We start from the raw sequence: 14429 nt of genomic DNA on the forward strand, positions 1-14429 counted from the left end.
CCCGCTCCCGCGCGTTGACACCCCAGACACGGACGGGATCAGGCAGGCATGTATCAGAAGAAGCTCGGCAGCACGGGGCTGTTCGTCTCGGAACTCTGCCTCGGCACCATGACCTTCGGCGGCGGGGCCGGGATGTGGCGCCAGATCGGCGCCCTCGACCAGACGGAGGCCGGGCGCCTCGTCGGACGGGCGCTCGATGCCGGGATCAACTTCATCGACACGGCCGACGTCTACGCGGAGGGGCTCTCGGAGCAGATCACCGGCCAGGCCCTGCGCGACCTCAAGGTCCCGCGCGACAGCGTCGTCGTCGCCACCAAGGGCTACGGGCCGATGGGGCCGGGCGCGAACGCCAAGGGCGCCTCGCGCCTGCACCTGATCGACGCCTGCAAGGCGAGCCTCAAGCGGCTCCAGCTCGACCACATCGACCTCTATCAGGTCCACGGCTTCGACCCGGCGACGCCGATCGAGGAGCAGGTGCGCGCCCTCGACATCCTCGTCCAGCACGGCCACGTCCGCTACGTCGGCGTCTCGAACTGGGCGGCGTGGCAGATCGTGAAGGCGCTGGGGATCAGCGCGCGGGCGGGGCTCGCCCGCTTCGAGACCCTGCAGGCCTATTACTCCATCGCGGGTCGCGACCTGGAGCGGGAGATCGTCCCGATGCTGCGCTCGGAGGGGCTCGGCCTCCTGGTCTGGAGCCCGCTGGCCGGCGGCCTGCTCAGCGGCAAGTATGCCGGCGGCGCGGGGGAGGGCCGGCGCGCGAGCTTCGACTTCCCGCCGGTCGACCGCCCCCGGGCCGACGCCTGCATCGACGCCATGCGGCAGGTGGCGGAGGCCCGCGCCGTCTCGGTGGCCCAGGTGGCGCTGGCCTGGCTGCTGCACCGCAAGGCGGTGACCAGCGTGATCGTCGGTGCCAAGCGCCTCGACCAGCTGGAGGACAACATCGCGGCGACCGAACTCAGCCTCAGCGACGCGGAACTCGACGCCCTCGATGCGGTGAGCGCCCTGCCGCCGGAATATCCGGGCTGGATGTTCGAGCGCCAGGGCGCCCGGGCGCAGCAGCTCGCGGAATCGGGCCGGCCCGGGGTGCGGTGAGGCGGCTCACGCCGCCTTCCGGCGCTCCGGATAGAGCCCGTACAACCCCTCGGCGCTGGCCTCGCAGATGCCGCGCTCGGTGATGATGCCGGTCACCAGCCGGGCCGGGGTCACGTCGAAGGCGGGATTCGCCACGGGACTGCCGGGGGAGACCACCTCGATCGTGGCGAAGCCGCCATCGGCGAGCCGCCCGGTCATGTGGGTGACCTCGCGCCCGTCGCGCTCCTCGATCGGGATCTCCTTGACCCCGTCGTCGAGGGTCCAGTCGATGGTCGAGAACGGCAGGGCGGCGTAGAACGGCACGCCGTTGTCGTGGGCCGCCAGCGCCTTCAGGTAGGTGCCGATCTTGTTGCAGACGTCGCCGCTCGCCGTGGTCCGGTCCGAGCCGACGATGCACAGGTCGACGCCGCCGTGCTGCATGAGGTGGCCGCCGGCATTGTCGGCGATGACCGTGTGCGGCACGCCGTGGCCGTTCAGCTCGAAGGCCGTGAGCGCGGCACCCTGGCTGCGCGGCCGGGTCTCGTCGACCAGGACATGCACCGGCACCCCCCGCTCGTGGGCGGCGTAGATCGGCGCCAGCGCCGTGCCCCAATCCACCGTGGCGAGCCAGCCGGCATTGCAGTGGGTCAGCACGGTGACCGGTCTGTCGCCGCCCTTGGTCCTGTGCAGGTCGGCGATCACCTGGCTGCCATGGGCGCCGATGGCGCGGCAGCTCGCCACGTCCTCCTCGGCGATGCGGCCGGCCTCCGCGAAGGCGCGGGCGAAGCGCTCGTCCGGCGCAACCTGCCGCAGGTTGGTGGAGACCCGATCCAGCGCCCAGCGCAGGTTGATGGCGGTCGGACGTGTCGCCGCGAGCGTCGCCACCGCCCGGTCGATCCCGTCGTGGGAGGCATCCGCCCGCATGGCCAGCGCCAGCCCGTAGGCGGCCGTGACGCCGATCAGGGGCGCGCCCCGCACGATCATCGTGCGGATCGCCACCGCGGCGTCCTCCAGAGTGGCGAGGCGCTTCAGCTCGAACGCGAAGGGCAGGCGGGTCTGGTCGATCACCTGGACGCTGACGCCGTCCGGGTCCGGGAAGATCGTGCGGTAGGGCTGGCCGTCGATATTCATGGCCGCTCCTGTGCCACAGCGGGGCGGCTTTTGCATCCTCCCGGGCGGGATCGCGACGGCCCGAGGAGGCCCGGCCGGGCGCCGGTGAGCCTTCCTCAACCTTAGCGGGTCGTTAAGGCGGTCATGCCTAGCCTCGGGCGTAAGTCCCCGTCTTGCGTCCGGTCCCGCATGCGCTCGCTTCGCCGTCCCGCATCGCCCTACGAGACTTTCGTCGACAGCGTTCGCCCCTTCCTGGGCAAGCGCCTGACGGAACTCGGCGGTTTCGTGCTCTTCACCGGCGCGGTCGCGCTGACCGTGGCCCTGGCCACGTGGTCGATCGACGACCCGAGCCTCAACCACGCCACCGACCACGCCGCCCACAACGTCCTCGGCCAGCCGGGCGCCGTCGTGGCCGATCTCGCCATGCAGATCCTGGGCCTGGGCTCCCTGGCCTTCGTGCTGCCGCCGGTCCTCTGGGGCATCCGGCTGATGCGCGAGCGCAACCTGCCCGAGGGCGGCCTGCGCATCGCGCTCTGGATCATCGGCTTCTGCGCCGCCAGTGCGGTGGCGAGCGCGCTCCCGCCGACGACCCGCTGGCCGCTGCCCACCGGCCTCGGCGGCGTGGCCGGCGACGGCCTGCTGTCGATGGCGCGGGTGATCGTCGGGGCGGTCTCGTCCGCGGCGGCCCATCTCGTCGGCTTCGGCTACGCGGCGGTGGCGATCCTCAGCCTGACCGGTGCCTGCCGCTTCGGCGCCGTCGAGGAGGAAAGCCTGCACGACGACCCCTATCCCGTCCGCCGCGCCCCGGCGCGCGGCCGGGAATCGGCCCGCGACGAGCGCGAGGATTCCGACGAGCCGAGCCTCGGCCTCGTGGGTGTCGGCGCCCTGGCGCAGGGGCTGATGGGCCTGCGCGTCGCCGCGGCGGACCGGATCGCGGCATGGCGCGCCGGCCGGGCCGAGCCGATCGACAGTGCCTCGCCGGCCCTCGCGGCCCGGCGCGCCTTCACGGATGCGGATCTGCCCTGGGCCGACCACCTGCCCGAGGGACGGGCGCCGGGGCCGGGTCGGCGCGAGCCGGTCTTCGAGGCGCCCGAGGACGGCCCCCCGGCCACGACCGCCCGCCGAATCGCGGCGCCGCAGGTCGATGCGGAGGACGAGCTGGAGGCGTTCGAGGCGCCGCAGAGCCCGGTCCCGCCGCGCTCCGAACCCACCGCCTCCCGGGTCGCTCCGCCCCCGGCCGCGCCGGTGCCGGCGCGCCGCGCGCCCGCGCCGCCCGTCCGCCCGGAGGATTACGCCCTGCCCGCCCTCGACCTGCTGGCCGCCCCCCGCGGCCCGTCCCAGGCGAGCCTGATCTCGGCGGACGCCCTGGAGCAGAACGCCACGCTCCTCGAGGCGACGCTGGGCGATTTCGGCGTGCGCGGCGACATCCTGGCGGTGCGGCCGGGCCCGGTCGTCACCCTCTACGAGCTGGAGCCGGCACCGGGCACCAAGTCCAGCCGCGTCATCGCGCTCGCCGACGACATCGCCCGGTCGATGTCGGCGGTCTCGGCCCGCGTCGCGGTGGTGCCCGGCCGCAACGCCATCGGCATCGAACTGCCGAACGCCAAGCGCGAGACGGTGTATCTGCGCGAGCTCCTGGCCTCCACGGATTTCGCCGAGAGCAAGCACAAGCTGGCCCTGTGCCTGGGCAAGAACATCGGCGGCGAGCCGATCATCGCCGACCTCGCGCGCATGCCGCACCTGCTGGTGGCCGGCACCACCGGCTCGGGCAAGTCGGTGGCGATCAACACCATGATCCTGTCGCTGCTCTACCGGCTGAAGCCGGAGGAGTGCCGGCTGATCATGGTCGATCCGAAGATGCTGGAGCTGTCGGTCTACGACGGCATCCCGCACCTGCTCTCCCCCGTGGTCACCGACCCCAAGAAGGCGGTCATCGCCCTCAAATGGGCCGTGCGCGAGATGGAGGAGCGCTACAAGAAGATGGCCAAGATCGCCGTCCGGAACATCGACGGCTACAACGCCCGGGTCGCCGAGGCGGCGGCGCGCGGCGAGGTGCTGACCCGGACCGTGCAGACCGGCTTCGACCGCCACACTGGCGAGGCGGTCTACGAGGACGAGGCGATGGACCTGGCGCCGCTGCCGTACATCGTGATCGTTGTCGACGAGATGGCCGACCTGATGATGGTGGCCGGCAAGGACATCGAGGGGGCGATCCAGCGTCTGGCGCAGATGGCGCGGGCGGCGGGCATCCACCTGATCATGGCGACGCAGCGGCCTTCGGTGGACGTGATCACCGGGACGATCAAGGCGAACTTCCCGACCCGGATCAGCTTCCAGGTGACGAGCAAGATCGACTCGCGCACGATCCTGGGCGAGATGGGCGCCGAGCAGCTTCTGGGCCAGGGCGACATGCTGTTCATGGCCGGCGGCGGGCGCACGACCCGGGTGCACGGGCCGTTCTGCTCGGACAGCGAGGTCGAGACCGTCGTGGCGCATCTCAAGCGCCAGGGCCGCCCCAGCTACCTCGACGCCGTCACGGCGGATGACGAGGAGGGCGCGCCCGAGAAGGGCGGCGAACGGGCCGGGAAGGGGAAGGCCGGCGCGGCGGAACTCGAACTCGACGGCGCCGTATTCGACCAGGGCTCCTTCGGCGAGGCCGGCGGCGATCTCTACGATCAGGCCGTGCAGGTGGTGCTGCGCGACCAGAAGGCGTCGACGAGCTACATCCAGCGCCGCCTGCAGATCGGCTACAACCGCGCCGCCTCGCTCATGGAGCGGATGGAGATCGAGGGCATCGTCGGTCCGGCCAACCATGCCGGCAAGCGCGAGATCCTGGTGGAGGAGGCGGTCGGCTGAGCGTGCGGGCGCCGGTGCCGCCGGTTCCGGTCCGGCGCCCGTCCCAGTCCCCGGCCTCATCCTGATCTCTTGGGGCCGGAATGCCCGGTTCGACAGCTCGCAGCGCTGCGGTCAAAAATTTTCGCTCGGCCTGGAACCCGCCCTCACCCGGCACGTTACGCGCGTGCGAGGCCCGGAAACGGGCTCGCGGTGAGGGCGCCGGACACGGTGTCCGGCGTCGCTTGTAGTCACGTTGCTCGTCGGAGGATGTGGTTATGAGGACTTACGACGTTTCGCCCCTGTTCCGGTCGTCCATTGGGTTCGACCGCCTGTTCGAGCTGCTCAATCAGGCTGAGCGCGTCGAGCCTTCGGCCGCTTGGCCGCCCTACAACATCGAGAAGGTCGCCGAGGACCAGTATCGCATCACCATGGCGGTGGCGGGCTTCACGCCCGAGGAGATCGAGCTGAACCAGCAGGACACCACGCTCCTGGTGTCCGGTCAGAAGGCCGCCCAGGAGGGCGAGAGACACTACCTCCACCGCGGCATCGCGGCGCGCACCTTCCGCCAGACCTTCAATCTGGCCGAGCACGTGACGGTCGTGGGCGCGTCCCTGGAGAACGGCCTGCTCACCGTCGCGCTGAAGCGCGAGGTGCCGGAGGCGCTCAAGCCCCGCCGCATCGCCATCGGTGGCACGACGGCCGCGTCCGGCCAGGACAACGCCCCGGCTCAGATCGCCCGCGACGCCAAGGCAGCCTGATCGGCGGCCCGGGCCGCGCGTCCGGGCACCCCGTGCCGACACGCATGACATCCCTCACGGGTCCGCGGACCCGCCGCGGGCCTGTTCCCACGACTGCATCGCATGCGCTGGAGAATGGACCATGAGCGTGAGAGATCTGATTCCCTGGAGCCGCAGCACGGCCCCGGCGCCCACCGCCCTGTCGCAGGAGCCGGCCAGCCCGTTCCTGACGCTGCACCGGGAGATGAACCGCCTGTTCGACGACGTGTTCAGCGGGTTCGGCGGCGTGCCCAGCCTCGCGAGCCGCGGCATCGGCTGGCCGCGGGTCGAGCTGGTGGAGGCGGACGGGGCGCTGCGCGTCTCCGCCGAGCTTCCCGGCCTCGACGAGAAGGACGTCGAACTCCTCATCGCGGACGGTGTCCTGACCTTGAAGGGCGAGAAGCGTGCCGAGACCACCGACAGGGTGCGCGGCTATTCCGAGCGCAGCTACGGCCGTTTCGAGCGGTCGATCGCCCTCCCCGTGCCGGTGGAGGAGGACAAGGCCGAGGCGACGTTCCGCAACGGCGTGCTCACCGTGACGCTGCCGCGGGCCGCCGAGGCGCCGGAACGTCGTCGGCGCATCGCGATCAACGCTACCGGCGCGCCGGCCGCCAAGCACTGAGCCGGCTTTGGATCGACCTTGCCTGCGGCCGCCCCGGCGGCCGCAGACCTGAACGCATGATGCGGCCGCCGGTGCGTCCCGACCAACGTGCCGGCTGCCCCTGCCTTTGCTCACGACGAGGAGGGTTGCATGCAGCCGATCGATACGACGTCCATCCATCCCGAGATCGAGCGCCTCGGTCCGGTGGCGGCCGCCACCCTGAGACCGCAGGCGGTCGAGCCGTTCGACGCCTTCGTGGCGCCGGGCGACGTCTTCCGGCATCCCCGAGAGGTGCTGCGCTATCCGGGCCTGTCGCACGCCGAGAAGCGGGCGATCCTGGCCTCCTGGGCCTCCGACGCACGGGCGGTCGAGTCCTGTCCGGCGCTGCGCTGCTTGCCCGGTTGCCGGGCCGAGCCCGTGCCGCTCGACGCGATCCTGGACGCGCTCCAGGCGCTCGACGAGGGTTCGGCCCCGCCCGTCTCGCCGGCGCCGCCCAAGCCGCTCTTCCCCGCGGCGTTCACCCGCCGCTGGCGGCGCGGTCCGACCGGGCGCGAGCCTCAGCTGAACTGAGCCGGAGGCGTCCGATGGCAACCTTCGACCTGAGGGGTGGGCACAGGCGCGTATCCCGGTTGCGGCATGGCCGGCGTGGCGGGCCGGTGCAGGCGACCGACTGGGCCGTGCTGGGCCGCTGGATCCTGTCCGCCGCGCTGTGCCTCGCTTTGGCCGCGCTCTGCCCGTCACCGGCCCTGCCCTGGGTGCTGGCCGTGCTGCTGAGCCTGTCGGGCTTCGTGTGGCTCGGTCTTGCGATCACGCAGGCCGGGCCGCCGGCCAACACCCCGCATCTGACTTCCTGGGACGCCGCGCTGCTCTCGTTCGCGGCGAGCTTCGGCGTGCAATCGGCGGCGCGGCTCGGTCTCTTCGGCGGCTGAGCGCGCCTCAACAGGGAGGCAACCATGCAGGATCGTACGATCGGACTCGGAGACGACACGCCGCCCGCGGGCGCAACGAGGCGCGCCGGCCGCCGGGCGCCGATCCGCCACGGCGTGCGCTCCGTCGAGACATCCGGCCCCGCCCGGGCCGAGAGGGGCGGCCTCGCCGTCGAGCGGGCGACGCCTCCGGAGATCGCGGCGCCGATGGGCTGGACCGGCGAGACCGGCACGCCCGCCACGGAGGGGGCGCTGACAGGCCCGACAGGGGAGCGGGCGGCAGCCTCTGCCGCGGGCCGGAGCCGCGCCGACAGGCCCGCGCCCGACCCGGCGGACCGACGTGGTCGGCCAGGCACTGTGCGGGTCTGGCGCTCGAACCGGGACGCGGCGCCCGTGCAGGTCCGCGCGACGGCGCAGGGTCGTTCCGCGGACGATCGCGTGCCCGAGGGGGTGCCGGATCTGGAGCGAGCCCTGGTCAACCCGGCCGCGGTGTTCGCCACGCCGGCCGCGGTCCTCGATCATCCCCGGCTGCTGCCCAGCTGCAAGCGCGAAATCCTGCGGCGCTGGGCGTGGGACGAGTACCTGAAGGAAGTCGCCGCCGCCGAGGGCATGGCCGATGGCGAGCCGTCCCGGCTCGACGCCGTGACGGTTGCCCTACTGGCGCTCGGCGAGACGCGGCGTCCGCATCCCGCCGCGCCGGCCGCCGCGATCCCCGGCCTGCGGGGACGCCCGCAGGCCGCGTGAGGCCGGAGCCGGCCGTCAGACCGGATCGGCCGGTCCCGGATCGATCCAGGCTTCGGCCCTCAGGGCGCTGCGGCCCGGCGGTGTGCGCCCTGACGGAGGCGTGAGGCTGGCGCGACGCGCCCTCACACCACCGAGAACCGGAACTTCGTCGTCGCCGCGAAGGTCTCGCCCGGCCGCAGAACCGCGGAGGGAAAGGCCGGCTGGTTCGGCGCGTCCGGAAAGCCCTGCGTCTCGAAGCAGACGCCGTCCCCGGACCGGTAGATGCGTCCGGAGGGCCCGATCAGCCGCCCGTCGAGATTGTTGCCGCTGTAGAGCTGCAGCGCCGGCTGCGTGGTCCAGACGTCGAGCCGGCGCCCGCTGTCGGGGGCGATGCAGGTGGCGGCCGGCCGCAGCGTCCCTGCGGCCCCGCGCAGGACGAAGGTGTGATCGTAGCCCTTGGCGTAGGCGAGCTGCGGGTCCCCCTCGCGGATCCGGGTCTCCAGGGCCCGGGGCGTGCGGAAGTCGAACGGCGTCCCGGCGACCGGCTGGAGCGCGCCGGTGGGGATCTGGGTCGCGTCCGTCGGCGCGAATGCGTCCGCTTCGACCTGCACGATGTGGCCGAGGACGCTGCCCGTCCCCTCCCCGGCGAGGTTGAAGTAGCTGTGGTTGGTGAGGTTCACGACCGTCGGCCGGTCGGTGACGGCGGCGTAATCGATGCGCAGCACGCCGTCCTCGGGAAGGCTGTACGTCACGCGGACATCGAGGGTGCCGGGAAATCCCTCTTCCCCGTCCGGGGAGCGGCGGCTCAGGACGAGGCGCGTCGCCTCGGAGAGGTCCGCCCGCCACAGGCGCCTGCCGAAATTGTCCGGGCCGCCGTGGAGGGTGTTGGGCGCCTCGTTCACAGGCAGGCGATAGCTCTGCCCGTCGAGGCTGAAGCGCCCGTCCGCGATGCGGTTGGCGTAGCGGCCGACGATGGCGCCGAAGCTCGGGCTCAGCGTCTCGTAGGCCGCGAGGGTGTCGAGGCCGAGGACGACGTTGGCCGAATGGCCGGCGCGGTCGGGCACCTCGATCGCCGTGACGGCCGCGCCGAAATCGATGATGGCGACGCGCAGACCGTCCCGGCTCAGGACATGGCGGGTGACCGGCCGTCCATCCGCGGTGGTGCCGAACGCTTCGGCCGGCATCGGTCTAGCGCTTCCAGACGCCGAGCCGTTCGCTCCGGGCGTGATCCTCGGCCGCGACCAGTTCGGGGCTCGCCTCCGGCGAGGCGCGACCGCCACCGTTGAACAGCACCACCTCGGAGAGGTCGCGCCCGTCCACGAGGCAATTCATGGTCGTGCTGCCGGGGGCGGGCTGGCAGGTCACCGGCCGGTTGCCGATGTACCGGGCCAACTCCTCCGCCTGACCGCCGCGCACCCATTCGACGCCGAACAGATGCACGACCTTGCCGCCGACCTTGAGGGTCGCGGTATCGATGACTTGGGCCTGTCCCGTCACGGCATTCGGCGGCAGCGGCGCGTCGGGCTCGGACTCGCCTCCGGTTTCGGGGGGCGGCGTGACCGTGTCGGGGGCTGCCGCCGGGGCGCCGGAGGAGGGATTGTTCGGGGTGGCGCCGTTCGGGGCCTCCGTGCGGGGCGCGGCCGGGGCCGCGGGGCGCGCGGGATCGGGCGCACGGCCCTCCAGGACGAGGCCCGCGGCGATCACCGCCGCCAGGGTGCCGGCACTGGCGCCCAGGAGCAGGCGGCGCTGCCGGCGTGCGCCCTCGTCCGCGCCGTCTCCGCCGCGGCCGAACCGGTCGCGCAGACGGCCGAAGCCGTCACGGAGGGACTCTCCGACGCGGCCGGGGCCGCTGTTCCAGGCCGTTGCCGGATCGACCTCCGGGCTCGCCCCCGTGGCCGCGTCGGTCCGGACCGTCGCGGGACGGGCGAACCGGCCGCGCAGGCTCGTCCGCAGGGTGGCGAACCGGCCGGCGGCGCTCTGCGCCAGCACCCGACCCTGCTCGGAGGAGCGCTCCGCCAGGGAGCGGGCCCGTTCGGACTGGGTTTCGACGAAGCGCGCGGTGGCGGCCTTCATCTCGTAGGCGCCGCTCAGCAGGGACGAATCGCGGGCCTCGTCGGCGGCCTCCGGCGCCGATTCGGGTTCGGGCTCGGGCGGCAGGAACAGGGCCGGATGCCGGGCGCGCAGGTCCGCCACGAGATCCACGAGGGTCATCGGCTCGGACGTGTCGTCCCGCAGGCGCACGGCACCGTGTCGATCGAGCACGCGGAGGCCGGTTCCCGCCTCATCGGGGGTGCAGGCGGTCTCGGCCAGGAGCTCGAGGGTCCGGACCGCCACGGGGCGCGGGCGCGCCCGCGCGATCTCAGCCCGGATTGCCTCGCGCAGGGCGAGGCGGCCGGGACCGTCGAGGGCCGGACGCGCCGGCTCCGCCGCCTGTTTCCCCACCACCATCGAAGACGTCATACACCCGATCCCGGCATCACCGCGCGCGGCGTGAAGGAGGCCCGGCCGCGCCTCCCGACGAAGCCCGCCCGGGGCGCCTCACGGAACGCCCGAGCACCGGGACCGATCCCATGACGCACCACCTCGCACGCCCCTGCCCGCCGCGAGGCGGCGGACCATGATCCGGGGCTCTTACGCCTTGCCGGGCGAAGCGGCCAGGGTTCCGGCCTGGATGCTCCGCCGCAGGACGCGACCGGTCTCGCCGAGGATGTAGGGTCGCGTGCCCGCGAAGCCGACCTCCAGGATCAGCTCGGCCTCGCCGCTGGAGACGGCGCCGCGCCCCGGATTGGCGGTGCGGAAATCGACGATCGTGCGGATCGTACAGGTCTCGGCATCGCAGGCGGCGCGCATCGCCCGCGGCTCGTAGCGACGCTCGGGCCAGCGCTGCACGAAGCTGCGCTTCTCGGCCACGAGGCCCGCCGTGGTGATCGGCCGCCCATAGAAGCGCACGCGGGTCGCGTAGAACCGGGTCGCGGCATCGACCATCGTGTCGCTCGAACCCGAGACGGTGGCGAGGTAGCTCGTGGCCAGCGCCCGGGCGGCGGCGGCGCGCTCGGCCGAGACGCCGGATGCCGGGACCATCGCGGCCGGCGTCTCGGCGAGCCGGTGCTGAGGGCGCGCGTGATGGTGCAGGGATTCCCGGACCGGCGGGCGCTCCAGGGCGGCGGCCCGCTTCGGTCCCGGCCCCCGCGTCGCCGCAGCCTTCGGCAGGGCATCCTCCCCCGGTTCCGGTCTGGCGGCCTGCCGGAGCGGCTCGGCGCCGCGCCCGCCTTCGGGCGGGGCTTTCGCCTGAGCGGTGATCGGCTCTTGGGTCTGTGGGCCTGCGGCTTTGAGCGGGGCCTTCGGGGCAGCCGCAACGGGCGCGGCCGCCCGCGGGGGCGGATCCACCCAGCCGCCCCCGCCTGCAGCACCCGGCTGCTGGGCCGCGGCAGAGCCCACGATGGCGAGCGGCAGGACCAAGCCCAGGACGAGGGCCTGGGGACGGGTGGGACGTGTGGCGGGCATCGGTGCCTTCCTGGCGGCCGGGGCGGACTGAGAGAGAACGCGCCTGCGTGAGTGCGAGGTTCCACGGGGGCTTCGGGCGCGCGTCACATCCTGCCCGACTGCGCGGCGGCGACCAGCCCTGGATTGCGGGGATGATGGGGTTGCGTTCGTGCGTTTGGGTACCAAGTCGGGGACAGTCTCGGCCTTTCGCCGTTCCCGCGTTCCCCTGGCACCCCCTTGCCGCCGTGCACCGAGGATCCCTTGGCCCGACCTGAGACCGAAACGCTGTCCGGCACCCGTCCCGGACGCACACGATGAGCACGCGCCAGCGCCGGGCCCTGCTGATCTGTAACGCCAAGGCCCGCAATGGCGCCCTGGATCTCGACGAGGTGCGCGCCATCCTGCGGGAGGGCGGGATCGAGCCGGAGGAGCCGTCGCCGGAGGCCGATTGCCGGGATGTCATCCGCGACCGCGCCGGCGCGGTCGACCTCGTGATTCTCGGCGGCGGCGACGGCACCATGAACTACGCCGCCCCGGCTCTGGTGGAGGCCGGCCTGCCCTTCGCCATCCTGCCGCTTGGCACGGCCAACGACCTCGCCCGCTCCCTCAACCTGCCGCTGGATCCCCTGGCGGCCGCCCGCTTCATCCCCGCCGCCGAGGCGCGGCCGGTGGATCTCGGCTGGGTCAACGGTCACTACTACTTCAACGTGGCGAGCATCGGCTTCTCCGCCGAACTCGCCGGCGAACTCACGGCGGAATCCAAGAAGACCTGGGGCGTGCTCGGTTACGCGGTCGCGGCTGTCCGCGTGCTGCGCCGTGTCCGGCCCTTCACCGTGACGATCGAGCATGACGGCACGGTGGAGAAGGTCACCACGATCCAGGTCTCGGTGGGCAATGGCCGCCACTATGGCGGCGGCATGACCGTCGAGGAGATGGCCGCGGTGGATGACGGCAAGCTGGATTTCTACAGCCTGGAGATCGATCACTGGTGGCGGCTCATCACCCTGCTCCCGGCGCTTCGGCGGGGCACGCATGGACGGGCGGCCGACGTGCGGGCGTTCCACGCGCAGGAGATCCGCCTCTCCACCCGCAGACCCCGGCCGGTGAACACCGACGGCGAACTGACCACGCACACGCCCGCCCACTTCAAGGTCTTCCCGCAGATTCTGCGGGTGCTGGCCCCCGAGCCGGTGCGCGGCCCCAGCCCGTTCGACCTGACCACCCTGGGCAGCCGCTTGTTCCCGACCAGTGAGGCCCCCAGCCTGTGACCGACCTGCTCCAACTCGCGAGCCAGCCGGCCGTCTGGGCCGCCCTCGCCACCCTGGTGGTGATGGAGGTGGTGCTCGGGATCGACAACCTGATCTTCATCTCGATCCTGACCAACAAGCTGCCGGCCGATCAGCAGACCCGGGCGCGGCGTATCGGCATCGGGCTCGCGCTGATCCTGCGGCTGGGGCTGCTCGGCACCGTGGCGTTCATCGTGCAGCTGACCGAACCGGTCTTCGCGGTGCTCGGCCAGGCTTTCTCCTGGCGCGACCTGATCCTGATCGGCGGCGGCCTGTTCCTGCTGTGGAAGGCCACCAAGGAGATCCACCACACGGTGGATCCGGAGCCCGAGACGGACAGGCCAACCGGGGGCAGCCTGGGCTTCGGCGCGGCGATCGGCCAGATCCTGCTCCTCGACCTCGTCTTCTCCATCGACTCGATCATCACCGCGGTGGGCATGACCGAGCACGTGCCGGTGATGATGGTGGCGGTGGTGGCCGCCGTGGTGGTGATGCTGGTCGCCGCCGAGCCGCTCTCGGCCTTCATCGCCCGAAACCCCAGCGTGGTGATGCTGGCGCTCGGCTTCCTGATCATGATCGGCATGACGCTGATCGCCGAGGGGTTCGGCGCGCATGTGCAGAAGGGCTACGTCTACACGGCCATGGCCTTCTCGGCCGGCGTCGAGGTCCTCAACATGCTGGCCCGCCGGCGCCGCCGTCCCGCCCGGGACGGCGTCCCCGCGTCGACCGGGCCGGCGCGGCGCGCCTGAGGCGGAGCGACCGTCATGTGGATCCGCGCAGCCCTCCTCCTCCTGCTGCTTCCCGCCGCCGCACATGCCGAGACGAGACCGATGGCACCCGATCCGACGGTCCTGCACGACCTCGCCCCCACCGGCACGCTCCGGGCGGCGATCAATCTCGGCAACCCGGTGCTCGCTCAGGGAGGCCCGGACGGGCCCGCGGGGGTCTCGGTGGATCTGGCCCGGGCCCTGGCGGCGCGGCTCGGGGTGCCGGTGGCGTTCATCACCTATCCGGGAGCGGGCGCGGTTTCGGGCTCGGCGGGCTCCGGAACCTGGGACATCTGCTTCCTGGCGATCGACCCCAAGCGCGCCGAGGGGATCAGCTTCACCGAGCCCTACGTGCTGATCGCCGGCAGCTACCTCGTGCCGGCCGCCTCGCCGCTCCGGTCCCCGGAGGCGGTGGATCGCGACGGCGTGCGCGTCTCGGTGGGGCGCGGCAGCGCCTACGACCTGTTCCTGACCCGCGCCCTGACGCACGCGACCCTGGTGCGGGCACCGACCTCGGCCGAGGCGGTGACGGCCTTCGCGCGGGACGGGTTGGAGGTGGCGGCGGGCGTGCATCAGCCGCTGGCCGCCTACGCGGCGGCGCATCCGGAGGTGCGATTGCTGCCGGGGCACTTCATGGAGATCCCGCAGGCCATGGGCCTGCCGGTCGGACGCGCGGCCGGGGCCGCCTACCTCGCCGCGTTCATCGCGCAGGCGAAGCGGGACGGACTGGTGCGGCGCGGTCTGGAAGCCAGCGGGCAGGACCCGGAGCTGGCGGCGCCTTGAGGTGCGTCACGCGGCGCGCTGAGGCCTTCGTCAACCCGGCGCTGTGACAGAGGCCCGGCAGAGCCGTC

14 protein-coding genes are annotated in these 14429 nt (G+C 72.8%); 10 read left to right on the forward strand and 4 right to left on the reverse strand.

Features of this window, described 5'->3' with window-relative positions:
* Positions 1-48: 48 nt before the first annotated feature.
* Positions 49-1092 carry an aldo/keto reductase gene (locus tag ABIC70_RS15445; RefSeq protein ID WP_354440026.1) on the forward strand — a complete coding sequence of 348 codons (1044 nt, stop codon included), beginning with the start codon at positions 49-51 and terminating at the stop codon, positions 1090-1092.
* Positions 1093-1098: 6 nt separating this feature from the next.
* On the opposite strand, the gene mtnA is transcribed toward ABIC70_RS15445, so the two are convergent.
* Positions 1099-2202, reverse strand: coding sequence for an S-methyl-5-thioribose-1-phosphate isomerase (gene mtnA, locus ABIC70_RS15450; RefSeq protein WP_354440027.1), 1104 nt, complete (start codon positions 2200-2202; stop codon positions 1099-1101).
* A 168-nt stretch (positions 2203-2370) separates the two neighbouring features.
* On the opposite strand from mtnA, the gene ABIC70_RS15455 reads away from it, so the two are divergent.
* The 6 genes from ABIC70_RS15455 (at position 2371) to ABIC70_RS15480 (ending at position 8063) form a co-directional block, all read left to right on the forward strand.
* Entirely contained in the window at positions 2371-5037 is a 2667-nt protein-coding gene (locus ABIC70_RS15455; RefSeq protein WP_043346824.1) for a DNA translocase FtsK, read from the forward strand.
* A gap of 254 nt (positions 5038-5291) precedes the next feature.
* Positions 5292-5774 (forward strand): Hsp20 family protein, encoded by a 483-nt coding sequence (locus tag ABIC70_RS15460; protein ID WP_354440028.1) that lies wholly within the window; start codon positions 5292-5294, stop codon positions 5772-5774.
* Positions 5775-5895: 121 nt separating this feature from the next.
* A complete protein-coding gene (locus ABIC70_RS15465; RefSeq protein WP_354440029.1) occupies positions 5896-6414 on the forward strand; it encodes an Hsp20/alpha crystallin family protein in 519 nt (172 codons plus the stop codon).
* Positions 6415-6543: 129 nt separating this feature from the next.
* Positions 6544-6963, forward strand: coding sequence for a hypothetical protein (locus ABIC70_RS15470; protein WP_043346832.1), 420 nt, complete (start codon positions 6544-6546; stop codon positions 6961-6963).
* A 14-nt stretch (positions 6964-6977) separates the two neighbouring features.
* Complete coding sequence (locus ABIC70_RS15475; protein WP_354440030.1) at positions 6978-7322, forward strand: hypothetical protein; 345 nt, start codon at positions 6978-6980, stop codon at positions 7320-7322.
* Positions 7323-7346: 24 nt separating this feature from the next.
* A complete protein-coding gene (locus ABIC70_RS15480) occupies positions 7347-8063 on the forward strand; it encodes a hypothetical protein (RefSeq protein WP_354440031.1) in 717 nt (238 codons plus the stop codon).
* 122 nt (positions 8064-8185) lie between these two features.
* On the opposite strand, the gene ABIC70_RS15485 is transcribed toward ABIC70_RS15480, so the two are convergent.
* The 3 genes from ABIC70_RS15485 to ABIC70_RS15495 form a co-directional block, all read right to left on the reverse strand.
* The gene (locus ABIC70_RS15485) at positions 8186-9226 is read right to left on the reverse strand and encodes an aldose epimerase family protein (RefSeq protein ID WP_354440032.1); all 1041 of its coding nucleotides are present in this window, start codon (positions 9224-9226) and stop codon (positions 8186-8188) included.
* A 4-nt stretch (positions 9227-9230) separates the two neighbouring features.
* A complete protein-coding gene (locus tag ABIC70_RS15490) occupies positions 9231-10502 on the reverse strand; it encodes a thermonuclease family protein (protein ID WP_354440033.1) in 1272 nt (423 codons plus the stop codon).
* A 171-nt stretch (positions 10503-10673) separates the two neighbouring features.
* Positions 10674-11546, reverse strand: coding sequence for a hypothetical protein (locus tag ABIC70_RS15495; protein WP_354440034.1), 873 nt, complete (start codon positions 11544-11546; stop codon positions 10674-10676).
* A gap of 293 nt (positions 11547-11839) precedes the next feature.
* Here ABIC70_RS15495 and ABIC70_RS15500 point away from each other — a divergent pair, with 293 nt between their 5' ends.
* The 3 genes from ABIC70_RS15500 to ABIC70_RS15510 are packed head-to-tail and all read left to right on the forward strand — an operon-like array spanning position 11840 to position 14361.
* Positions 11840-12793 carry a lipid kinase gene (locus tag ABIC70_RS15500; protein WP_043346841.1) on the forward strand — a complete coding sequence of 318 codons (954 nt, stop codon included), beginning with the start codon at positions 11840-11842 and terminating at the stop codon, positions 12791-12793.
* The gene (locus tag ABIC70_RS15505) at positions 12790-13560 is read left to right on the forward strand and encodes a TerC family protein (protein WP_354440035.1); all 771 of its coding nucleotides are present in this window, start codon (positions 12790-12792) and stop codon (positions 13558-13560) included. The genes ABIC70_RS15500 and ABIC70_RS15505 overlap by 4 nt, the downstream gene beginning before the upstream one ends.
* 15 nt (positions 13561-13575) lie before the next feature.
* Positions 13576-14361, forward strand: coding sequence for an ABC transporter substrate-binding protein (locus ABIC70_RS15510; RefSeq protein WP_354440036.1), 786 nt, complete (start codon positions 13576-13578; stop codon positions 14359-14361).
* Positions 14362-14429 lie beyond the last annotated feature (68 nt).

Source organism: Methylobacterium sp. 1973, from assembly GCF_040545035.1.
GTDB classification, from domain to species: Bacteria; Pseudomonadota; Alphaproteobacteria; order Rhizobiales; family Beijerinckiaceae; genus Methylobacterium; species Methylobacterium fujisawaense.

Coding starts and splice junctions, on each gene's coding strand:
- ABIC70_RS15445 (WP_354440026.1), top strand. CDS start 49: ATGTATCAGAAGAAGCTCGGCAGCACGGGGCTGTTCGTCTCGGAACTC.
- mtnA (WP_354440027.1), bottom strand. CDS start 2,202: ATGAATATCGACGGCCAGCCCTACCGCACGATCTTCCCGGACCCGGAC.
- ABIC70_RS15455 (WP_043346824.1), top strand. CDS start 2,371: ATGCGCTCGCTTCGCCGTCCCGCATCGCCCTACGAGACTTTCGTCGAC.
- ABIC70_RS15460 (WP_354440028.1), top strand. CDS start 5,292: ATGAGGACTTACGACGTTTCGCCCCTGTTCCGGTCGTCCATTGGGTTC.
- ABIC70_RS15465 (WP_354440029.1), top strand. CDS start 5,896: ATGAGCGTGAGAGATCTGATTCCCTGGAGCCGCAGCACGGCCCCGGCG.
- ABIC70_RS15470 (WP_043346832.1), top strand. CDS start 6,544: ATGCAGCCGATCGATACGACGTCCATCCATCCCGAGATCGAGCGCCTC.
- ABIC70_RS15475 (WP_354440030.1), top strand. CDS start 6,978: ATGGCAACCTTCGACCTGAGGGGTGGGCACAGGCGCGTATCCCGGTTG.
- ABIC70_RS15480 (WP_354440031.1), top strand. CDS start 7,347: ATGCAGGATCGTACGATCGGACTCGGAGACGACACGCCGCCCGCGGGC.
- ABIC70_RS15485 (WP_354440032.1), bottom strand. CDS start 9,226: ATGCCGGCCGAAGCGTTCGGCACCACCGCGGATGGACGGCCGGTCACC.
- ABIC70_RS15490 (WP_354440033.1), bottom strand. CDS start 10,502: ATGACGTCTTCGATGGTGGTGGGGAAACAGGCGGCGGAGCCGGCGCGT.
- ABIC70_RS15495 (WP_354440034.1), bottom strand. CDS start 11,546: ATGCCCGCCACACGTCCCACCCGTCCCCAGGCCCTCGTCCTGGGCTTG.
- ABIC70_RS15500 (WP_043346841.1), top strand. CDS start 11,840: ATGAGCACGCGCCAGCGCCGGGCCCTGCTGATCTGTAACGCCAAGGCC.
- ABIC70_RS15510 (WP_354440036.1), top strand. CDS start 13,576: ATGTGGATCCGCGCAGCCCTCCTCCTCCTGCTGCTTCCCGCCGCCGCA.